Annotated in this window: 23 protein-coding genes and 1 pseudogene; 12 read left to right on the forward strand and 12 right to left on the reverse strand. The window is 69.8% G+C overall.

The genetic code is table 11. The features are described from left to right. A pseudogene (locus V8688_RS21730) lies at nucleotides 1–267 on the reverse strand (sensor domain-containing protein); the annotation flags it as partial. A 196-nt stretch (nucleotides 268–463) separates the two neighbouring features. Here V8688_RS21730 and V8688_RS21735 point away from each other — a divergent pair. From V8688_RS21735 to V8688_RS21755, 5 genes are all read left to right on the forward strand, one after another. Then, the gene (locus V8688_RS21735) at nucleotides 464–1,408 is read left to right on the forward strand and encodes a PAC2 family protein (protein ID WP_218716509.1); all 945 of its coding nucleotides are present in this window, start codon (nucleotides 464–466) and stop codon (nucleotides 1,406–1,408) included. A 63-nt stretch (nucleotides 1,409–1,471) separates the two neighbouring features. Further along, nucleotides 1,472–3,970: a DUF3516 domain-containing protein gene (locus V8688_RS21740; protein ID WP_342801576.1), complete on the forward strand. Its 2,499-nt coding sequence runs from the start codon at nucleotides 1,472–1,474 to the stop codon at nucleotides 3,968–3,970. 104 nt (nucleotides 3,971–4,074) lie between these two features. Further along, complete coding sequence (locus V8688_RS21745) at nucleotides 4,075–5,190, forward strand: type III PLP-dependent enzyme (protein ID WP_218716507.1); 1,116 nt, start codon at nucleotides 4,075–4,077, stop codon at nucleotides 5,188–5,190. Between the two features lie 8 nt (nucleotides 5,191–5,198). After that, nucleotides 5,199–6,401 carry an adenosylmethionine decarboxylase gene (gene speD / locus V8688_RS21750; RefSeq protein ID WP_218716506.1) on the forward strand — a complete coding sequence of 401 codons (1,203 nt, stop codon included), beginning with the start codon at nucleotides 5,199–5,201 and terminating at the stop codon, nucleotides 6,399–6,401. A gap of 161 nt (nucleotides 6,402–6,562) precedes the next feature. Next, a complete protein-coding gene (locus V8688_RS21755; protein WP_342801577.1) occupies nucleotides 6,563–7,123 on the forward strand; it encodes a hypothetical protein in 561 nt (186 codons plus the stop codon). A gap of 120 nt (nucleotides 7,124–7,243) precedes the next feature. Here V8688_RS21755 and V8688_RS21760 read toward each other — a convergent pair whose 3' ends face one another. The 6 genes from V8688_RS21760 to V8688_RS21785 all read right to left on the reverse strand — a co-directional run bounded on the left by V8688_RS21760 (nucleotide 7,244) and on the right by V8688_RS21785 (nucleotide 10,830). Next, complete coding sequence (locus V8688_RS21760; protein WP_218716504.1) at nucleotides 7,244–7,456, reverse strand: 4-oxalocrotonate tautomerase family protein; 213 nt, start codon at nucleotides 7,454–7,456, stop codon at nucleotides 7,244–7,246. A gap of 14 nt (nucleotides 7,457–7,470) precedes the next feature. Continuing rightward, the gene (locus tag V8688_RS21765) at nucleotides 7,471–8,211 is read right to left on the reverse strand and encodes an SDR family NAD(P)-dependent oxidoreductase (RefSeq protein ID WP_342801578.1); all 741 of its coding nucleotides are present in this window, start codon (nucleotides 8,209–8,211) and stop codon (nucleotides 7,471–7,473) included. Nucleotides 8,212–8,297: 86 nt separating this feature from the next. Next, nucleotides 8,298–8,888, reverse strand: coding sequence for a TetR family transcriptional regulator C-terminal domain-containing protein (locus V8688_RS21770; RefSeq protein WP_342801579.1), 591 nt, complete (start codon nucleotides 8,886–8,888; stop codon nucleotides 8,298–8,300). A 47-nt stretch (nucleotides 8,889–8,935) separates the two neighbouring features. Beyond that, nucleotides 8,936–9,538, reverse strand: a complete 603-nt coding sequence (locus tag V8688_RS21775; RefSeq protein ID WP_218716501.1) for an energy-coupling factor transporter transmembrane protein EcfT — start codon at nucleotides 9,536–9,538, stop codon at nucleotides 8,936–8,938. Further along, nucleotides 9,535–10,215 carry an ABC transporter ATP-binding protein gene (locus V8688_RS21780; protein WP_218716500.1) on the reverse strand — a complete coding sequence of 227 codons (681 nt, stop codon included), beginning with the start codon at nucleotides 10,213–10,215 and terminating at the stop codon, nucleotides 9,535–9,537. The genes V8688_RS21775 and V8688_RS21780 overlap by 4 nt, the downstream gene beginning before the upstream one ends. A 21-nt stretch (nucleotides 10,216–10,236) precedes the next feature. After that, nucleotides 10,237–10,830: a biotin transporter BioY gene (locus V8688_RS21785; RefSeq protein ID WP_218716499.1), complete on the reverse strand. Its 594-nt coding sequence runs from the start codon at nucleotides 10,828–10,830 to the stop codon at nucleotides 10,237–10,239. Nucleotides 10,831–11,016: 186 nt separating this feature from the next. Between V8688_RS21785 and V8688_RS21790 the strand changes: the two genes are divergently transcribed. Continuing rightward, the gene (locus V8688_RS21790; RefSeq protein ID WP_342801580.1) at nucleotides 11,017–12,111 is read left to right on the forward strand and encodes a LuxR family transcriptional regulator; all 1,095 of its coding nucleotides are present in this window, start codon (nucleotides 11,017–11,019) and stop codon (nucleotides 12,109–12,111) included. Nucleotides 12,112–12,122: 11 nt separating this feature from the next. Here the strand turns inward: V8688_RS21790 and V8688_RS21795 are convergent, their stop codons facing one another. From V8688_RS21795 to V8688_RS21805, 3 genes are all read right to left on the reverse strand, one after another. Then, nucleotides 12,123–12,782 carry a serine protease gene (locus V8688_RS21795; protein ID WP_342801581.1) on the reverse strand — a complete coding sequence of 220 codons (660 nt, stop codon included), beginning with the start codon at nucleotides 12,780–12,782 and terminating at the stop codon, nucleotides 12,123–12,125. Nucleotides 12,783–12,846: 64 nt separating this feature from the next. Beyond that, entirely contained in the window at nucleotides 12,847–13,083 is a 237-nt protein-coding gene (locus V8688_RS21800; RefSeq protein ID WP_218716496.1) for a hypothetical protein, read from the reverse strand. Between the two features lie 107 nt (nucleotides 13,084–13,190). Continuing rightward, a complete protein-coding gene (locus V8688_RS21805) occupies nucleotides 13,191–14,099 on the reverse strand; it encodes a hydrogen peroxide-inducible genes activator (RefSeq protein WP_218716495.1) in 909 nt (302 codons plus the stop codon). 109 nt (nucleotides 14,100–14,208) lie between these two features. On the opposite strand from V8688_RS21805, the gene V8688_RS21810 reads away from it, so the two are divergent. From V8688_RS21810 to V8688_RS21820, 3 genes are all read left to right on the forward strand, one after another. Next, a complete protein-coding gene (locus V8688_RS21810) occupies nucleotides 14,209–14,796 on the forward strand; it encodes a peroxiredoxin (protein ID WP_218716494.1) in 588 nt (195 codons plus the stop codon). Between the two features lie 41 nt (nucleotides 14,797–14,837). Next, nucleotides 14,838–15,377, forward strand: coding sequence for a carboxymuconolactone decarboxylase family protein (locus V8688_RS21815; RefSeq protein ID WP_342801582.1), 540 nt, complete (start codon nucleotides 14,838–14,840; stop codon nucleotides 15,375–15,377). 119 nt (nucleotides 15,378–15,496) lie between these two features. Next, nucleotides 15,497–16,198, forward strand: a complete 702-nt coding sequence (locus V8688_RS21820) for a PhzF family phenazine biosynthesis protein (RefSeq protein WP_218716492.1) — start codon at nucleotides 15,497–15,499, stop codon at nucleotides 16,196–16,198. A 2-nt stretch (nucleotides 16,199–16,200) separates the two neighbouring features. Here V8688_RS21820 and V8688_RS21825 read toward each other — a convergent pair whose 3' ends face one another. Next, nucleotides 16,201–17,256, reverse strand: a complete 1,056-nt coding sequence (locus V8688_RS21825; RefSeq protein ID WP_342801583.1) for a hypothetical protein — start codon at nucleotides 17,254–17,256, stop codon at nucleotides 16,201–16,203. A 61-nt stretch (nucleotides 17,257–17,317) separates the two neighbouring features. After that, on the reverse strand, nucleotides 17,318–17,896 hold the full coding sequence (locus tag V8688_RS21830) for a DUF5134 domain-containing protein (protein WP_218716490.1): 579 nt from the start codon (nucleotides 17,894–17,896) through the stop codon (nucleotides 17,318–17,320). Nucleotides 17,897–18,012: 116 nt separating this feature from the next. Between V8688_RS21830 and V8688_RS21835 the strand changes: the two genes are divergently transcribed. The 3 genes from V8688_RS21835 to V8688_RS21845 all read left to right on the forward strand — a co-directional run bounded on the left by V8688_RS21835 (nucleotide 18,013) and on the right by V8688_RS21845 (nucleotide 20,229). Next, nucleotides 18,013–18,507, forward strand: coding sequence for a GNAT family N-acetyltransferase (locus V8688_RS21835; RefSeq protein WP_218716489.1), 495 nt, complete (start codon nucleotides 18,013–18,015; stop codon nucleotides 18,505–18,507). Nucleotides 18,508–18,595: 88 nt separating this feature from the next. Beyond that, complete coding sequence (locus V8688_RS21840) at nucleotides 18,596–18,988, forward strand: YciI family protein (RefSeq protein WP_218716488.1); 393 nt, start codon at nucleotides 18,596–18,598, stop codon at nucleotides 18,986–18,988. Further along, nucleotides 18,985–20,229 carry a DUF6596 domain-containing protein gene (locus V8688_RS21845; protein ID WP_218716487.1) on the forward strand — a complete coding sequence of 415 codons (1,245 nt, stop codon included), beginning with the start codon at nucleotides 18,985–18,987 and terminating at the stop codon, nucleotides 20,227–20,229. The genes V8688_RS21840 and V8688_RS21845 overlap by 4 nt, the downstream gene beginning before the upstream one ends. Nucleotides 20,230–20,231 lie beyond the last annotated feature (2 nt).

The raw sequence follows: 20,231 nt of genomic DNA on the forward strand, positions 1-20,231 counted from the left end.
CGCCGCGGCCGCGGCCTGCGGGGGCAGGACGACGGCCGGGTAGCGGGCCGGGAACTGCTGGGCGGTGGGCAGCAGATCGGCGAGCGCGCCGTCGATGTGCCGCACCGCCATCGCGCTCTGGGCGACCGGCGTGCCGTCGATGCTCTGTCCACACCCGGTCACCGCCAGCCCGGCGAGCACCACCGAGCAGGCGAGGGTCCGGCGCCGCTGCCCGGGGCGCCGGACCCGATCGCCGCCATGGGCCGGTGTCGTCTCCGCCACGTTCACCCCTCCCACTGTGCCCCACCGGGCCGGTCGGGGCGTCATCGCCACGCCGCACGGGAATGTCGAGGCAGCGGTGGCTGTTGTGTAGCAGGACGAGCCGTCCTCCGGCCGTGTGCGATGCGTCTGCTCGCGTGGGGGACAATGGAGAAACGCCTCCCCCGCCGCGAGCGTTGGTGGACCGCGCAGGAAGGAGTACGCGATGGATGATCAGTCGCACATGTACGAGCTGGAGTTCCCGGCACCGCAGCTGTCGTCGGACGACGGCGCCGGTCCCGTGCTGGTGCACGGCCTGGAAGGTTTCACCGACGCCGGTCACGCCGTGCGCCTGGCGACCACCCACCTGCGCGAGAGCCTGGAATCCGAACTCGTCGCTTCCTTCGACGTCGACGAGCTGCTCGACTACCGCTCGCGCCGTCCGCTGATGACGTTCAAGACCGATCATTTCGCCGAGTACGCCGAACCCGAGCTGAACCTGTGGGCGCTGCGCGACACCGCCGGCACCCCGTTCCTGCTGCTGGCCGGCCTGGAACCGGATCTGCGCTGGGAGAAGTTCACCACCGCGGTGCGGCTGCTGGCCGAACAGCTCGGCGTGCGCCGCACGATCGGCCTGTCGGCGATCCCGATGGCGATCCCGCACACCCGTCCGCTCGGCGTCACCGCGCACTCCTCGGACCGTTCGCTGATCGGCGATCACCAGCGCTGGCCCGGTGAGCTGCAGGTGCCCGGCAGCGCGTCCTCGCTGCTCGAATTCCGGATGGCCCAGCACGGACACGAATCGCTCGGGTTCTCCGTGCACGTGCCGCACTATCTGGCCCAGACCGACTATCCCGAGGCCGCCCAGACCCTGCTGGAGAACGTCGCCGACAGCGCGGGCCTCGAACTGCCGCTCACCGCGCTGGGGGAGGCCGCCGCGCGGGTGCGCGAGCAGGTCGCCGAGCACATCGCCGGCAACGAGGAGGTCGAGACGGTCGTGACGGCGCTGGAACGCCAGTACGACAGTTTCGTCACCGCCCAGGAGAGCCAGTCCAGCCTGCTGGCGGGCGACGGTGAACTGCCCAGCGGCGAGGAGCTCGGCGCCGAGTTCGAGCGCTTCCTCGCCGAACAGGGCGGTTACGGCGACACCTCCCGCGACAGCGAGGACTGAACCGCCGGGCCGTGCGCAGGTCTGGGCACGGCGACGCCCGCCTCGCCCACTAGGGTGGTCGGAGTGGATCTGACCGACCTGCTCGAAATCCCCGGGACCGACGCCGACGCGCTCTACGAGTCGTTCGCGGCGTGGGCCGCCGAGCAGGGCACACCCCTGTATCCGGCGCAGGACGAGGCGCTCATGGAGCTGGCCTCGGGATCCAACGTGATCCTGGCGACGCCGACCGGATCGGGCAAGTCCCTGGTCGCGGTCGGCGCGCACCTGTTCGCGATGGCCAACGGGCAGCGCAGCTACTACACCGCGCCGATCAAGGCGCTGGTCAGCGAGAAGTTCTTCGCGCTGTGCGAGGTGTTCGGCGCGGCGAACGTCGGCATGGTCACCGGTGACGCCGCGGTCAACGCCGACGCCCCGATCATCTGCGCGACGGCGGAGATCCTGGCGAACCTGGCACTGCGCGAGGGCGCGGCCGCCGAGGTCGGCCAGGTGGTGATGGACGAATTCCACTTCTACGCCGATCCCGATCGCGGCTGGGCCTGGCAGGTGCCGATCATCGAGCTGCCGCGCGCGCAGTTCCTGCTGATGTCGGCGACACTGGGCGAGGTCGACTTCTTCGCCGAGGATCTCGAGCGCCGCACCGGCCGCTCGACCGCGGTGGTCGCGGGCACCGAACGCCCTGTCCCCCTGACGTTCTCGTACGTGCGCACCCCCGTCACCGAGACGCTCGAAGAGCTGGTGACCACCCATCAGGCGCCGGTGTATGTCGTGCACTTCACCCAGGCCGCCGCGCTGGAACGCGCCCAGGCGCTGACCAGCGTGAACTTCGCCACCCGCGCCGAGAAGGACGCGATCGCCGCCGCCATCGGCGAATTCCGCTTCGCCGCCGGCTTCGGCAAGACCCTCTCGCGGCTGATCCGCCACGGTATCGGCGTCCACCACGCCGGCATGTTGCCCAAGTACCGCAGGCTGGTGGAGAAGCTCGCCCAAGACGGCCTGCTGAAGGTGGTGTGCGGCACCGACACCCTCGGCGTCGGCATCAACGTGCCGATCCGCACGGTGCTGCTGACCGGGCTCACCAAGTTCGACGGGGTGCGGACCCGCAGGCTCAAGGCCCGCGAGTTCCATCAGATCGCCGGCCGCGCCGGCCGCGCCGGATTCGACACCATGGGCACCGTCGTCGTGCAGGCGCCCGAACACGAGGTGGAGAACGCGCGCCTGATCGCCAAGGCGGGCGACGATCCGAAGAAGCAGCGAAAGGTGCAGCGCCGCAAGCCGCCCGAGGGTTTCGTGTCCTGGAGCGAGGAGACCTTCGACCGGCTCGTTGCCGCGCAGCCCGAGCCGATGGTGTCGCGTTTCGCGGTGACCAACGCGCTGCTGCTCAACGTGATCGCCCGGCCAGGCAACTGCTTCGACGCCATGCGCCACCTACTCGAGGACAACCACGAGCCGCGCCCGGCCCAGCGCAAACACATCCTGCGTGCCATCCGGCTCTACCGGGCGCTGCGCGATGCCGTTGTGGTGCAACAACTCTCCGAGCCCGACGCGCAGGGTCGGATGGCCCGGCTCACCGTCGACCTCCAGCGTGACTTCGCTCTCGATCAGCCGCTCTCGCCGTTCGCGCTGGCGGCCTTCGAACTGCTCGATCGCGACAGCCCCACCTACACCCTCGATGTCGTCTCGCTGATCGAGGCGACCCTGGAGGACCCCCGGCAGCTGCTGATGGCCCAGCAGCACAAGGCGCGCGGGGCCGCCGTGGCCGAGATGAAGGCCGACGGCATCGAATACGAGGAGCGCATGGAGCTCCTGGAAGAGGTCACCTGGCCCAAGCCGCTGGCCGAGCTGATCGAGCCCGCCTTCGAGACCTACCGGGCCGGGCATCCGTGGGTCTCGGAGTTCGCGCCGTCACCGAAGTCGGTGGTGCGCGACATGATCGAGCGCGCGATGACCTTCGCCGAGCTGATCTCGTTCTACGAGCTCGCCCGCTCCGAGGGTGTGGTGCTGCGCTACCTCGCCGATGCCTACCGCGCGTTGCGCCGCACGGTGCCCGACGCGGCCCGCACCGAGGAGCTCGACGATCTCGTCGAGTGGCTGGGCGAGCTGATCCGCCAGGTGGATTCGAGCCTGCTCGACGAATGGGAGCAGCTCACCAATCCGGGCGCGGAGAACGACGCCGAGCAACTCGCCTTCGGCGCGGAGTCGGTGCGCCCGATCTCGGCCAACGAGCGCGCCTTCCGGGTGATGGTGCGCAACGCCATGTTCCGCCGGGTCGAGCTGGCCTCGCGACAGCGCTGGTACGACCTCGACGAGCTGAGCCCGGGCCCGGACTGGGCCGAGGATTTCGCCCCCTACTTCGACGAGTACGCCACGATCGGCACCGGCCCCGACGCCCGCGGCCCGCAGCTGTTCCAGGTGGAGCAGCGGCCCGGCTTCTGGCATGTGCGCCAGGTCCTCGACGACCCCGCGGGCGACCACGGCTGGGCACTGACGGCCATCGTCGATCTGGAGGAGTCCGACGCCGCGGGCGAGGTGGTGTTCGACGAGGTCACGGTGTCGGCGGGCTGACTGATACCCGTTCCCTATCGTCGAAAATGACGAATGTTTGACGGATTCGTTGTTGGGTAGGCGCCGCTGATACTCTCTCCCGGCCGCCGACCGAAAGTTCAACTATGCCCGAATCCCCGTACCTTGTCATCTACCCCGAACGGGTACGTGCCAATTACCGAGCTCTCGCCGCCGCCGTGTCGGCGCGGCGCAGCCGGGGCACCCGGATCAGGTACGCGGTGAAAGCGGCACCGGTCGACGAGTTGCTGACGCTGCTCGACGTCGAGGGCGCCGAGTTCGATGTCGCCAGCATCGGCGAGATCGAGCAGGCACTGCGCCTGGGGATCGACGCGGCCAAGCTCTGCTACGGCAATCCCATCAAGAAGAGCGCCCACATCGCGCGCGCCTTCGCCCTGGGTGTGCGCCGCTACGCCTTCGACACCGAGGACGACCTGCTGCGCATCGCCGAGCACGCGCCCGGCGCGGAGGTCGAGTGCCGGTTCCTGTCCTCGGCGCCGGAGTCGCGCACCCCCTTCGGCACCAAGTTCGGCTGCGCGCCCAGCGAGGCGCTGCGGCTGCTGGTGCGCGCCCGCGATCTGGGCTTGGCGGTGGGTGGCCCGTACTTCCACGTCGGCTCCCAGCAACTCGATCCGGCCGCCTGGCGGATCGGTATCCGCCAGGCCGGTGAGATCGTGACCGCGTTGGCGGACAAGGACATTCACGTCGCCGCGGTCAACGTGGGCGGCGGTCTGCCGATCTCCTACGCCGACGCGGCCCCCGAGCTCGACGCGATCGCGGCCGCCATGACCGCGGCCGCCGCGCAGTACCTGCCCGAGTCCACCGGCCTGGTCGTCGAACCCGGCCGCGCGCTGGTGGGCAACGCGGGCACCATTCACGCCGAGGTCGTCGGCGTGCGATTCGCGCCGGATGGCCGGCGCTGGGTGTATCTCGACATCGGCCGATACAACGGTATGGCCGAGACGGAGAACGAGTACATCGCCTACCGGTTCGTCACCGATCGCGACGGCGATCCGGTCGACGAGGCGGTGGTCGCGGGTCCGACCTGCGACGGCGACGATGTACTGTATCAACGCACGAAGGTCCTTCTGCCGACCACGTTGCGAGCCGGTGATCAGATCCAGATCCTCGACACCGGCGCCTATACCGCGAGTTATTCGTCGGTGTCCTTCAATGGTTTTCCGCCCTTGACCGTTCATGTCTCGGGCGCTGAGCGAGAGTGAGTTTGCCCATGACGGCGGAATTCACCGGCTGGCACGTGCTGGCCGAGTTCGGTGGTGTCGACACAGACCTGTGTGACGATCTCGAACGACTCGAATCGGCGTTGCGTGAGTCTCTGATCGCGGCGGGCGTCACCATCTGCGATGTCGTTCACAAAAAGTTCGATCCGCAGGGGGTGACCGTCCTCGCCCTGTTGTCGGAGTCCCACGCCTCGATTCACACCTATCCGGAGTCCGGCGACATCTTCGTCGACGTCTTCACCTGCGGCAGCATCGGCGCGGGCGCGACGAAGGCGGTAGAACTCCTGCGAGACAAGTTGTCTCCCAAGGATGTTCGGATGAAGGTCGTCCAGCGCGGCCACGGGGCCGAGAAGATCTACGAACCGGTGGGCGACGGCCTGACCCGGATCTGGGATCTGCACGAGGTGATCGTGGACACGAACACCCCGTTCCAGCACATGGTGATCGCGCGCACCGATCAGGGCATCTCCCTGTTCTCCGACGACGACCGCCAGTCCACCGAGTTCTCCCAGGTCACCTACCACGAGGCCATGATGGTCCCGGCGTTCGTGCTGGCCGAGAAGCTGGACCGGGTGCTGATCATCGGTTCCGGTGAGGGCGTGGCCTCGCAGATGTCGGTGGCGGCGGGGGCGACCCTGGTCGATCACGTCGATATCGACCAGCGCGAGGTCGAGCTGTGCGCCCGGCACCTGCCCTACGGCTACACCCCCGAGGAACTGGCGGCCGCGGTCGCCGGTGAGGGTCCGGTGCACGTGCACTACGCCGACGGCTGGGACTTCCTGGCCAACGCGCAGGAGGCGGGCACCCGTTACGACGTGATCGTCATCGATCTGCCCGACGAGCGCGTCGAGGACGCCCAGCACAATCGCCTCTACGAGTCGGAGTTCCTGTCCCGATGTAAGGCACTGCTGGCGCCCGGCGGCGTGCTGTCGGCCCAGGCCGGCTGCGCGACCATGTGGCGCAACGAGACCCTCAAGCGTTCGTGGGGTCGGTTCCACGAGCAGTTCGCCACCGTGGTCCCCTACGGCAGCGACGAGCACGAGTGGACCTTCCTGTTCGGCCTGAACGAGAAGATCGAGGACCCGGTCCGCGGCATGACCGACCGCCTGGCCCTGCTCCCCTACCGCGCCGAGACCATCGACGCGCGCGCCCTCGAGCGCGGCGCGATCGAGCCCTACGCCCTGCGCGCCTGAGCTCGCTCGCGACAGACGACTGAAGGCGGTGCCCCGGATTGCCGGGGCACCGCCTTCGTCGTGGCGGCGGCCGATCATCGCCGGGCTCTCGATTCCGGTGCCGTGGGGCACCGAATGTTGGCACTATGCGAAGGCATGCTCCGACAGAATCGAGTCCGCTCATGACACCGACACCGTTGTCCGCCGCCGGTCTGATGCCGGTCCGTGTGCCGTCGGACCACCGCCCCCGCCTGGACGCGCTGTCGCGGGCCGGCCTCACCGAGTTCCGCGCGATGTTCGACTCGGCGCCCGAGGTGACGGCGAGCGATTTCGCCCGGCTGGACGGTGATGTGACCATGCGATCGTTCCCCGGGTCCGCCGAACGCGTGCTCGGGCCGGTGATGGCGCGGCCGTCGTATTTCTGGGTGGCGAAGTCGTTTCGTCACGTGGACGGCGAGATGGCGGTGGGACACAATGTCTTCCGCCTGCTGGGCGGGATGCGGGCCCTGAATTTCGTGGCGACCGTGGGTGCTTCCGTGCTCGACGGGCGTCCGGCGGTGCTGTTCGACTACGACGATCCGCGGGTCGGTTCGCGCAGGCCCGCCCGGCGGATCTACGACGAACTGCGCGAGGTCGAACCGGATCTGTGGCTGGGGCCGAGCTACTTCGTGAGCGGCTCGAAGCGAATCCCGATGGGCTGGTTCGCCCTCGACGCCTCGGTGCCGTTCGACGGCCCGGCCTGACACAGCGGTGGGGGGGGGGGGGGGGGGGGCCNTCGACGCCTCGGTGCCGTTCGACGGCCCGGCCTGACACAGCGGTGCGCCGGGCGCGGGAGAACCCACGCCCGGCGCACCGCCGCGCACTCAGTCGCGGGCCGCGCGTCGCGCGCGATACTCCGCGACGTTGACCCCGCCGACACCCCAATCCGTGAGCGCCACTTCGTCGATCACCACATAGGTGCTGTCGGGCGACTTGCCGAGCACCTCGAACAGCAGATCGGTGACGCCCTTGATCAACTGCCCCTTCTGCTCCGGGGTGACCCCTTCATCGGTGACCTTGATATTCACGTACGGCATGGTTGGTTTCCTTTCTACGCCGCTCTACCCGAAATGAACCCGCCGTCGACGGGGAGGATGTGGCCGGTGACGAACTCGGCATCGGTCAGGTACAGCACGGCCGCGGTGGTGTCGGCGACTTCACCGATCCGGCCGAGCAGGGCCGCGCTCGCGGCGGCGCGCTCGTCGCCGTCACCGAACAGCGGGGTGCGGATGATGCCGGGCGCGACCGCGTTCACCCGGATCCGCGCCGGCGCCAGCTCGGCGGCCAGGCTGGTGGTCAGGGCGTGGACACCGCCCTTGCTGATCAGCGCGGCCGAGGCGGGCAGCCCGGTCATCGCGTGATCGATGAGCACGGTGCCGATATTGACGATGCTGCCGCCGTCGCCCTGGGCGAGCAGCTGCCGCACCACGGCCTGGGTGGTGAAGTAGGTGCCCTTGAGGTTGCCGCCGAGGTAGCGGTCGAGCTCGGCCTCGGTGACGTCCACGAACGGGGTCGCCCCGAAGACGCCCGCGCTGTTGATCAGCGCGTCGACCCGGCCGAATCGGTCCAGGGCGGCCCGCACGTACGCCGAACCCGTCGCGGGCGAACCGATGTCGCCTGCCACGGTAGCCACCCGATCGGGCGCGGCCAGTTCCGCGGCGACCTCGGCGAGCTTGTCGGGGTCGCGCCCGCCCAGCACCACCGCGTCACCACGGGCGACGAAGGCGCGAGCGACATCGCGCCCGATTCCACTGGATGCCCCGGTCACGACGACCGTTTTCGGAGTCGGCATCAGCTGTTCCTCTCAGATAAGAGACGACCGGTCGTCTCGGTATCGGCGACCGGAAATTCAGACCATTCGGTCGGATAGTGGCGTGGTTACGGCCGGAAGTAGTCGTCGAGCAGGCGGCGCAGACACTTGTCCAGCGGCTCGACGGTGCGATCGATCTTCATCCGGATGACCGCGCCCTCCCAGGATTCGAGGAGCAGATCGGCGAGGTCGACGGCGTCGAGGTCGGCGCGCACCGTCCCCTCCGCCTGCGCGGTGCGCAGCGCGCCCGCCACACCATCACGCCAGGCAGCCCAGGCCGCCGACAGGGCGGTGCGCAGCGTCTCGCTGCCCTCGAGCTCGCCGCCGAGGTTGGCGATCAGGCAGCCGCCGGTGAAGTCGCGGGCCACGAAATCCGCGGTGAGCGTGGCGAAGAAGCGACGCAGACCGGTGAGCGCGTCGGGCGCACCGGTGAACGCCTCGGCCAGGTTGCGCTGCACACAGAACGAGTGATGCTCGATCACCGCGTGCGCGAAGCTCTCCTTGCTGTCGAAGTAGTTGTAGAACGACCCCTTCGGTACCCCGACCTTGTCGAGCACCTGCTTGATGCCGGTGCCGTGGTAGCCGTTGAACAGCAGACCGACCGCGCCCTCCTCGATCAGGAGTGCTCGCGTGTCGTCACTACGCCGGGATCGTGCCATGCGAGTAACTATACGACCGGTCGTCTACTAATGGCAAGAGTGACCGCTCAGTCGTCGTCGACGCCGCGGGCCGCCAGCGCCTCCCCCATCGCGTCAGCGGTCCGCAATGCCCGCACGAGCACGGGCGTGACCAGGGCGGTCGCCGACCAGGACACCCCGCGGGCCCGGCGCGCCTCGGCGACGTCGTGCACGATCTGCGCCAGGAGGGGGACACAGCGGATGGCCAGCGCCAGCAGCAGCCCCACCCGCTCGGGATCGACCCCGACCCGGCGCAGCGGGCCGAGGGCGCGGGTGAGGGCGTCCAGCATGTCGGTCACCCGGGTCGTCACGGTGACCAGCGCCGCGAGGGCGACCGAAGCGAGGAGCACCCCGCAGACGACGACCGCCCGGGTGGGCGAGGTGGTCAGCAGCTGGAACGCGCCGATGATCAGGGTCATCCACAGCACCGGGCGCAGCTGGGCCAGCGCCACCCGCCAGGAGATCCGCGCGAGCGCGAACAGGCAGACGATCACGAGCACGAGACCGCCGACACCGAGCGGACCGCGCACGAACACCGTCATCGCGACGATCGCGGCGACCAGCAACGCCAGCTTCACCCCCGCGGGCAGCCGGTGCAGCGGGGAATCGCCCGGGCTGTAGAGGCCGATCATGCGACGAGCCGCCGGTAGGCGTCGACCGCCTCCGCAGGCGGGCCGTCGTAGGCGACGGACCCGTTGTCCAGCACCACGACTCGATCGAAGCCGTCGAGCAGGGCGAGCTGGTGGGTCACCACGATCACCTGCTGGTCGAGGGCGGCCAGCGCCGCCGACACCCGGCGGGCGTTGCGCAGATCCAGCAGGGTGGTCGGCTCGTCGGCGATGATTACCTCGGGTTCGCGGATCAACGCGGAGCCGATCGCGAGCAACTGCTTCTGCCCGCCCGAGAGCAGATGCGCCGGATGGTCGGCGTGCGCGGACAGGCCGAACCGGTCGAGCATCCGCGCCACCCTGGCCGCGATCTCGGGCTTGCCCAGACCACTGCGCCGCAGCGAGAACGCCAGATCCTCGGCGACGGTCGGCATGACGATCTGGGTGTCGGGATCGGTGAACACGAAGCCGACTTTGCGCCGCACCTGCGCACCCTTGCGGGCGGCGTCGATCCCGTCGACGGTGACGGTGCCCGACGTCGGCGTCAGCAGGCCGTTGAGCATCCGGGCGAGCGTCGACTTCCCCGAGCCGTTGGCGCCGATGAGACCGACCCGCCGTTCGGTGATCCGCAGGTCGATCTCGCGCAGCACGGTCCGCTCACCGAACCGGTGCCCCACCGCGTCGAGGACGATCTCGCTCACGCGCGCCGCCCGGCCACGCGCTCAGCCACGGATCAGTCCCGGGTAGGCCCGGTGCACGCCCTTGGCCACGACCGTGGCGATGACGACCTTGGCCAGGTCACCGGGCACGAACGCGAAGTTGGTCGACACCGCGGCCCACACCCCGAGATCGGTGCGGATCAGCAGACCCGCGGTGCCGAACAGGTAGATGACCACGATGCCGCCGAGCGCGTTGATCAGCAGGCCGGGCACGATCGGATATTTCGGCAGGATCAGCGCGGTCAGCGCGCCGATCACCAGCGTGGCGGGAATCCAGCCGATCAGATAGCCCGCGGTCGGCGAGGCCAGCGCGGTCAGACCGGTGCGGCCGCCGGAGAGCAGCGGCAGGCCGATCAGGGTCAACGCGATGAAGACCGCGACCGCGGCGGTGCCCTTGCGCGCGCCGAGGATCGCGCCGGTCAGGATCACCCCGAGGGTCTGCAGAGTGATCGGGACACCGCTGAACCCGACGGTGATCGCGCCCGGCAGCCCCAGGGCGGCGATCAGCGCCGCGAACACCGCGATCTGCGCCAGGTCCCGCGCGGCGAAACCGACCGCGGGCTTAGGGGATTTCTCGACATCGGGCACGGCTGACATCCTTCACCACGGAATTGAACGACGTTCAAGATAGCAGGTGAGGGGCCTGCGGGCGCACCCGGACGGCAGCGGAGGGCATTTCGCCCCGCGCAAAGATCGACTACGATTCGAAGGTTGGGACCTCCCGGGCGGCGCTCGCCGCACGACGGCAGCGCGCCGACGACCCGTGGTCGAGGAAAGGCCATCATGTCGATAGCGCTACAACGTTTTTCGAACTTGATCGCCGCGATCTACGCCGCAGGCAACGACCCGGACCGATGGGACTCGGTCATCGGGGAGATCACCGACACCTTCGGCGCGGTCCACGGATTTCTCGTCATCGCCGATCCGGCCGCCGGCCGCTTCGCGATCAAGACCTCGGGGGCCGGTTGCCCGCCTGATCTGTCGACCCGGCTCGAGCACATCGCCGAGCGGGTGCAACAGCTTCCAGTCGGCAGCACCGCCACCAGCGACGATCTGTTCGCCGTGCCGGGGCACGACAGCGCCCTCGCCGATCAGGTGAACGCCAACGGCCTGTCCAACAGCCTCCTGGCCCGGCTCAGCGACGATCGCCCGTCGTCGTGGATCTGCCTGACGATGCCCGATCACCAGTCGATCACCGGACACCCCGCGAGCCTGGCGCTGCTGCGGGTGCTGGTGCCACACCTGCGCGGGGCTCTGCGAACGCAGTCCCGGCTGGTCGCGCTGTCGCGGGACCGGGCCTTGGCGCTCGCGACCCTGGAGCAGGCGCACTACGGGATCATGATCGTCACCACCGACGCGGCGGTGGTCTTCGCCAACTCGATGGCCGAGCGGATCACCCGACAGTCGGACGGGTTGTCGGTGGACACCTTCGGCTGCCTGCGGGCCGGTTCGTCGACCACCCAGCTCCGGCTGCGCTCACTCATCGACCAGGCCGCGGGACCGGACTACAGCAGCGGCAACGTCGCGGTCGCGCGCAACTCCGGCCGCAAGCCACTGATCCTGCGGGTCTCCCCGCTCGACGGTATCGCCGGCGACGGACTGTGGGACCGCGCGGTGCTGCTCCTGGTCGCCGATCCGGACCACGACCCCGAACCGGAGCCGACGGCGCTGCACGATCTGTACGGCCTGACCGATGCCGAGACGTCGGTGGCCATGGGAGTGCTGCGCGGCGACGGCTTGCCCGCCGTCGCCGACCAGCTCTCGGTCTCGGTATTCACCGCCCGCACCCACCTGCAGCATATTTTCGCCAAGACGAAAACACACCGTCAGGCCGAATTGGTCCGGCTGTTGTTGACCACTGCCATTTCCGCGCAGTAACTATTCGCGCATCAAATCGGATGGTATCCCGCGCCGATTCCACCCTGCGCGTCGACGTCGGCGAGAATCAGCGAGAAATTCGCGCCGACCTGGGGACCGATACACGGCAGCCCGATATATCCGTTGACGATCGCGACGAGCGTCGAACCGACGACGACGGGCGCGCCCGAATCGCCGACGATCACGCAGATCTGGGTCAACGTCCACGAGGCGCCACCGAAGACGTCCCCGTAGACCAGGCCACAGGTCTGCCCGGTGGTTCGTCCCTCCTTGCACGCGACGGCCGGGAACTGCGCGGGCACTCCGACGTCGGTGATCGTGGTCGAGCCGACGTGGTTCACCGGGATCACCGCGCCCTCGTCGAAGGCGATGACCGCGTAGTCCAGGTCGCTGCCCACCAGCGCGATCGTGCCGACGTTGCCCGCCTCGGGATCGGCCTCCGCGGCCACACCCATGCCCGCACCGGCCGCAGCGCAGTGCGCGGCGGTGAAGCCGACCAGCCGACCGGAACCATCTCGGCCGATGGTCGTGAGTGTGCAGGTGGAGCCGTCGTCGAGGACGATGCCCGAGCCGCCACCGAGGGTCACCGGGGCAGCTCCCTGCGCGGTCCCGGCGGTACCCCAGACCAGCAGCAGTGCGGCGGCGAGAGTCCACCACCGACCCCGTGTCATAGGGACACTCCCGCGCTGATGTGCGGGAGTGCCTCGAGTGCTTCCTGTTTTCGGCATCTGCGTGTCAGACCACGCAGACCGGGAACAAGATGGGGACCGTGATCAAGACGATGCCGCATGCGAGGAAGGCACCGGGGATCGTGATGAACGGTGACAACACAACAGGCTCGACCTGGACCGGCACCGGTGCGACGGGGACGGGGTCCGCCGCGGGCGCTGCGCCGGCTACACCGGCACCTAGGGCGATCATCGGTGCACAGGCGAGCACCGCGATGGTTGAACGAATCTTGTACATGGCCATTCCTTAGACTGTCTCCCACATTTGTCGTGCCGACTCCATGACGGAATCGTCACCCTATAAAGGACAGCACCGACGGCCCGGAATATCGTCGTACGAACAGATGAGATCTAAAAGGGCCGCTTCGATCTGATCACCGCTGCGAGGTATTCGTAATCCTCGGCTCGCGCGGATGACCCCCGATATGCCAGCCCGATCGTGCGGCCCGGCGCGGGATCGGCGAAGCGCGCGGTGTCGAGCGTGGCGCGAGCGGTCTCGGCGGCCACCGCCATCTGCGGGATGAGGGTCACCCCGAGACCGCCCGCGACGCACTGCACCACGGTCGTGAGCGAGGCGGCGCGGGTGTCGCCGACCGCACCGGGGTGCACCTCGGCGGTGCGGCACAGTTCGAGGGTCTGGTCGCGCAGGCAGTGCCCCTCGTCCAGCAGCAGCAGGGGCATGTCGGCCAGCACCGGCGCGGCCAGATCGGTGCGCCCGGCCAGTTCGTGCCCGCGCGGGGTGACGAGCACGAATTCCTCGGAGTACAGCGGGATCTCGACCAGACCGGGCGCCTCGGTGGGCAGCGCGAGCAACGCGACGTCGAGGACGCCGGTGCGCAGTCCGTCGAGCAGCCGGGCGGTCTGGTCCTCCACCACCTGCGGCACCAGCGTGGGCAGTTTGCGGCGCAGCTCGGGCAGTAGCCCCGGCAGCACGTAGGGCGCCACGGTCGGGATGATGCCCAGGCGAAGAACGCCGCCGAGCCCGTCACCGGTCGCCGAGGCGACGAAGCGATCGGCGGCCTCGAGGGTCGCCATCGCCTGCGGCAGCAGCCGCATCCCGGCCGCGGTGACCAGTACGCGGCGGGTACTGCGCTCGATCAGCTGCAGCCCGAGTCCGTTTTCCAATGATGCCAACGCCTGCGATAACGTGGGTTGGCTCACAGTCAAACGTGCTGCGGCGGTACCGAAATGCCGGTATTCGGCGACGGCGACGAACGCACGCAGCTGCGACAGGGTTGGCTGATAAGTCTGATCAGTCACGCCTATCAGTGTACGACGAGCAATCGGCTTTACCTTTCAGTACGCTTTCGGCAAGATCCCTACGGGCTCACACGACGAGCGCGACCACACCACGAATGAGGAGATGAGCATGGCTCTGCTGACCATCGGCGACCAGTTCCCGGCATACAACCTCAAGGCCGTCATCGGAGGTGACCTGTCGAAGGTCGACGCGCAGCAGCCGGACGACTACTTCACCCAGATCACCAGCGACGACCACGCGGGCAAGTGGCGCATCGTGTTCTTCTGGCCCAAGGACTTCACCTTCGTGTGCCCCACCGAGATCGCCGCGTTCGGCAAGCTGAACGAGGAGTTCGCCGACCGTGACGCGCAGGTCCTCGGCGCCTCGGTGGACAACGAGTTCGTGCACTTCCAGTGGCGCGCCCAGCACGAGGATCTCAAGACCCTCCCCTTCCCGATCCTGTCGGACCTCAAGCGTGAACTGGCCACCGCCACCGGCGTTCTCAACGCCGACGGTGTCGCCGACCGCGCCACCTTCATCGTCGACCCGAACAACGAGGTGCAGTTCGTCTCGGTGACCGCCGGTTCGGTCGGCCGCAACGTCGACGAGGTGCTGCGCGTGCTCGACGCCCTGCAGTCCGACGAGCTGTGCGCCTGCAACTGGAAGAAGGGCGATCCGACCATCAACGCGGGCGAACTGCTCTCGGCCAGCGTCTGATCCACCTTTCCCACCGAATACCCCAGAGGAGCCCCACTGTCATGAGCATCGAGAACCTGAAGAACTCCCTCCCCGAGTACGCCAAGGACCTCAAGCTCAATCTGTCCTCTATCGCGCGCACCACGGTGCTCAGCGAGCAGCAGCTGTGGGGCACCCTGCTCGCCTCGGCCGCCGCGACCCGCTCGGCGACCACGCTGCGCGAGATCGCCGAGGAAGCCGCCGACGTGCTCTCCGCGGAGGCCTACGAGGCCGCGCTGGGTGCCGCGTCGATCATGGGCATGAACAACGTGTTCTACCGCGGCAAGGCGTTCCTGGAGGGTCGCTACGACGACCTGCGCGCCGGTCTGCGGATGAACATCATCGGCAACCCGGGCGTCGACAAGGCCGATTTCGAGCTGTGGTCGTTCGCGGTCTCCTCGATCAGCGGCTGCGCGCACTGCCTGGAAGCGCACGAGAAGACGCTGCGCGAGGCCGGTGCGTCGCGCGAGGTGATCTTCGAGTCGCTGCGCGCGGCGGCCATCGTCGCCGGTGTCGGCCAGGCGGTGCAGTCCACCGAGGCCCTGGCCTCGGCCACCGTCTGAGGTGACCCCACCGCGGCCCCCGACCGGATTCCGGGCGGGGGCCGCGATCGTTTCCCGAGGACACGACCGGGCCCGCGCGATCCCGTCACGCCCGCGTACCGGCCGGTAGGCTCGCGATCATGAACGCACATGATGTGCCCGATGCCCCGGACATCCAGGTCGAGGTCGTCCGAGTGTTCACCGATCCCGCCGGGCAGCTCGGCAACGCGCTCGGCATCGCCCGGGCCGGCGATGTCGTCGCGCTCGACAAGCAGGAGCTGGCCGCCCGGCTGGGCTTCAGCGAGACCACCGTCGTACAGGATCCCGTGGACGGGGTCGCCGACGTCCGGATCTACACGCCCACCGTGGAACTGCCGTTCGCCGGACATCCGAGCGTGGGCACCGCGTGGTGGCTGGCCGTGCAGCGGACGCCGGTCCACACCCTGCAGGTGCCCGCCGGTCCGGTCGCCGTCACCCAGACCGACGGCCTGACCTGGATCACCGCCCGCGCCGAGTGGGCGCCGGACTTCACCTTCCACGAGCTGGCCTCGGCGGAGGAGCTCGCGCTGCTGCGGCCCGAGGACATCACCACCGGCCAGCACTACTTCTGGGCCTGGACCGACGAACCGCGCGGCGCCCTGCGCTCGCGAATGTTCGCCCCCGCCATGGGGATCGCCGAGGACGAGGCGACCGGTGCGGCCGCGGTCGCGCTCACCGCGCAGTTGCGCCGCGGCCTGGTGGTGACCCAGGGACAGGGGTCTCAGCTCTACACCGAATGGGATTCCGACGGCTGGGTGCGCCTGGGCGGGCGGGTCGCCGAGGACCACGTGGTGGTGCTCTGAGCTCAGTGGCCCGGCGGGCCGCCGAAGCGGCGCAGCCAGGGTGGCCGGGCGGTCCAGTGCCCCCGTCGGGAGGTGTCGGGGCTGGTCAGGTCGGCCAGGATCCTGGCTTCCAGGTGCCGGGGCGGCGTGCGCTGGTCCTCGACCGCCAGGCGGGCGAGCACGTCGTGCACACCCCGGACCCGGTCGGCGAACTGTGCCAGGCCGGCCGGGCTCACGGTGGCCAGCTTGTTCTCGATGTGGTGGTGTTCGAGTTCGGCGACCGCGTCGAGGGCGTAGGCGTCGGCCAAGGCGAGCAGTGAGCCCGGGGGGCTCCAGGATCGCGCGGGGCCCACGGGCAGGGTCCGCTGCTCGGCCAGCCGCTCCACGCTCTCGGCGAGCAGCCGGGTGACAGCGGGCACCCGCAGGCCCAGTTCGCGGCCGATCGCCCGGTAGGGGCGCCCACCGTAGTAGGCGAGCACGAACACCTCGCAGTGACTGTCGAGCGGGTCGGCGAAACCGAGCCGGGCCGAGGCGGCGAGCCAGGGGATGTCGTCGCGGTCGTGGCGGTCCAGCCGCAGCCGTTGCACGGCGAGCCGATGGACCTGGGCCAGCAGCCAGGTCTGCTCGGCGCTGAACTCCGGTTCGCCGCGACCCACATAGGGGGCCAGCAGCTCCGGCTCGGACGCGGGCGGGCGGACGCCGCCGACCCGGGAGCCGTCGCGATCGTAGACCGCGCCGCGGCCGAAACCGGTGTCGCGACGCTGACCGCCGACGAATGCCGAACGGCCCCAGGGTGTCCCGAGATCGGGACCGGAGTCCGCCGCGGGGTCGCCCGGCGGCGCCGGCGGCTCGGGATCGACCGTCCACGGTGTCGTGCGCAACCGCCGATATCCCTCGCGGACAACGTCTTCGGCCGCGCCCCGGCGGTGCAGTATCCGCAGCGCGAGACCGAAGGCCGCGGCCCCGGTGGCCCGGAAGAGCGTGCGCAGCGCGTCGCGGTCGTCGGGCTCGGACGGGAGGTCGGGGACGGACCGCTCGACGCCACCGGCCGCCGGGTCGGGACTACGCTGCCGGTTCATCGTCGAATTCCTGTCCACACAACGGCAATTCGCAGCGCGAGCGGTTGTGGATCGGTATTCACTACCCGATCGCGGCGATCAGCATGAAGGCGGTACCGATATCCATCACCACATGGGGGATCAGCGCCGAGGTCAGTGGATGGGCGCCGACGGGGTGGACGAACCGGTGCGGGCGCGGGCCGTGACCGACGGTACCGAGCGCGAGCAGGGCGTCGAGCGCGAACAGCGCGGCCAGCGCCGCCGCGAGCCAGCCCGGACCGCTCTCGTGCTCGCCACCGTGACCGGCCATCGCGTACAGCATCGCCGCGGCCGCCAGCGTGTGGTAGCCGAGTGCGAGCACGCCGTCCGGCCCCGCCGCGGCCCCCCGGTCGAGAACACGCTCGACCAGCAGGATCGCGAAGGCGACGGTGAGTGCGGTGAGCACGCCGCGCACGGCCAGCGGATGGGTCGCGGCGGGGAACACCAGCATCGCCAGCATCATCAGGCACATGAGCAGGTGGGCGCTGTCGGCCGCCGCGTCGACCCGGTGGCTGGGTGCCACCCGGCCGGTCAACCGCCGCGCGACGATGATCGTCGCCAGCACGAACGCGGCGACCACCGGCCACCGCACGAGTGCATAGTGCTCAACGAATTCGGCCACACCCCACCACCTTCGAGTCGAGACCCGCGCTCCCCATGCTCGCATCGACCACGGTGCCCGCGGGGGCGTTTGCCCCCACGCGAACGCGCGCACCGGTGATGACGGATCATGGACCGATGTCCGACGCACACTCCGTGGCCTCGGCGCAGGCATTGCGCGTGACGGTCGACGATCTCTCCGGCGCCCCCATCCGCGACCTGCTGACCGGCCACCACACCGAGATGGCCGCCAACTCCCCCGCCGACAGCATGCACGCCCTCGATCTGGCCGCCCTGCGCGATCCCGCTGTCACGGTGTGGAGTGCCTGGGTGGGCGACGAGCTGGCCGGGTGCGGTGCGCTCAAGGAACTCGACCCCGCCCACGGCGAGATCAAATCCATGCGCACCGCCGACGGGTTCACCGGCCGTGGCGTCGCCGCGGGCGTGCTGGCCGGCATCGTCGCGGAGGCACGGCGGCGCGGCTATGCGCGACTGAGCCTGGAGACCGGCTCCCACGAGTTCTTCGCCCCCGCGCGCCGCCTCTACCTGCGGCACGGTTTCACCGAGTGCGGGCCGTTCGCCGACTACGTCCTCGATCCGCACAGCCAGTTCTTCACTCTCGCCCTCGGCTGACCCGCGATGTCGACAACACCCGATCGGCTCCGACGTTCCGGGTGAGGATGGGCCGAGACGGGCGCATCGACGATCGTGAGGAGCCGAGATGAAGTACGTGATCCTGATCCATTCCAACCCGCAGCCGTGGGGCCACCCCACCAGCGACTACCTGCCCGAATACCAGGCGCTGTCGCAGGCGGAGCGGGACCGGGGCAACGCGGAGTTCGAGCAGTTGCTCGGCGAGCTGCACGAGCGCGGCGAGCTGGTCACCGGGGAGGCGCTGGCGGCGCCGGAGACCTCGCGGCTGTATCGCTGGGCCGACGGCAAGCCCTTGGTCAGCGACGGACCTTACTCCGAAGCCAAGGAACACCTGGCCGGGTTCTTCCTGATCGATGTGGAGAGCCAGGAGCGGGCCGAACAGATCGTCGCCCGGTTCGCCGGGCCGGGTGAGACCGTGGAACTGCGGCCGACGATGTGGCCGGGCGGCGACGACCAGTGAATCAGCGGGTCGTCGAGGACGTCTGGCGCCGGGAGGCGCCCTACGTCCTGGCCGCCCTGCTGCGCAGGCACGGCGATCTCGGCGACTGCGAGGACGCCGCCCAGGAGGCCGCCGAGGCGGCGACCGCGCAGTGGGGCACCGACGGACTGCCCGCCAATCCCCGGGGCTGGCTCATCACCGTGGCCGCGCGGCGGCTGATCGATCGGGTCAGGGCCGATCAGGCGCGGTCGGGGCGCGAGGCGGCCGTCGCGGTGGCGCGGCCCGCCGACAGTGGTCTCGCCCCACCCGCCGATCAGGTCGTGCCCGACGACGGCGACGACACCCTGCGCCTGTTCCTGCTGTGCTGTCACCCGAGCCTGAGCCGCTCCTCACAGGTCGCGCTCACCCTGCACGCGGTCGGCGGGCTGAGCGCCGCGCAGATCGCCGCCGCCTACCTCGTGCCGGAGCGCACCATGACCCAGCGGCTCACCAGGGCTCGCGCCACCCTGCGGGCGGCGGGCGCCCGCTTCGCGCTGCCGGATGCCGACGCGCTCCCGGCCCGGATCGCGGCCGTGCTCGATGTCTGCCACCTGCTGTTCGTGGCGGGCCACACCCGCTCGGCCGGTGGCGCGCTGGTGGATCGAGACCTGTCCGAGGAGGCGATCCGGCTGACCCGGGCGTTGGCCGCGGCGATCCCCGACCACGACGAGATCGCGGGCGCGCTGGCGCTGATGCTGCTCACCCACGCCCGCTCGGCGACCCGGATGCGCGGCGGTGACCTGGTCCCGTTGGCCGAGCAGGACCGGACCCGCTGGGATCGGCAGGCGATCGAGGAGGGTGTCGCGATCCTCGAACGGGTGCTGCCCCGAGGCCATGTCGGCCGATTCCAGGTGCAGGCGGCGATCGCGGCGGTGCACGCCGAAGCCACGACGTGGGGCGCGACCGACTGGGCGCAGATCCGCGTGCTCTACGACATGCTCGACCGGATCGCGCCCAGCCCGATCGTCACCCTCAACCGCGCGGTCGCGGTCGGGATGGCGGACGGGCCCGCGGCCGGGCTGGCCATGGTCACGCCACTGCTCGACGATCCGGTGATGGCGCGCCACCATCGGACCTACGCGGTGCGCGCCCATCTGCTCGAACTGACCGGCGCCATCGACGACGCGCTCGAGAACTACCGCCGCGCGGCGCGGCTGACCGCCGGCGTCCCCGAACAGCGCTACCTCAACGACCGGGCCGAGCGGCTGGAACGGGGTCGGTAGCA

The organism is Nocardia sp. No.11 (assembly GCF_038752175.1).
GTDB lineage: Bacteria > Actinomycetota > Actinomycetes > Mycobacteriales > Mycobacteriaceae > Nocardia > Nocardia canadensis.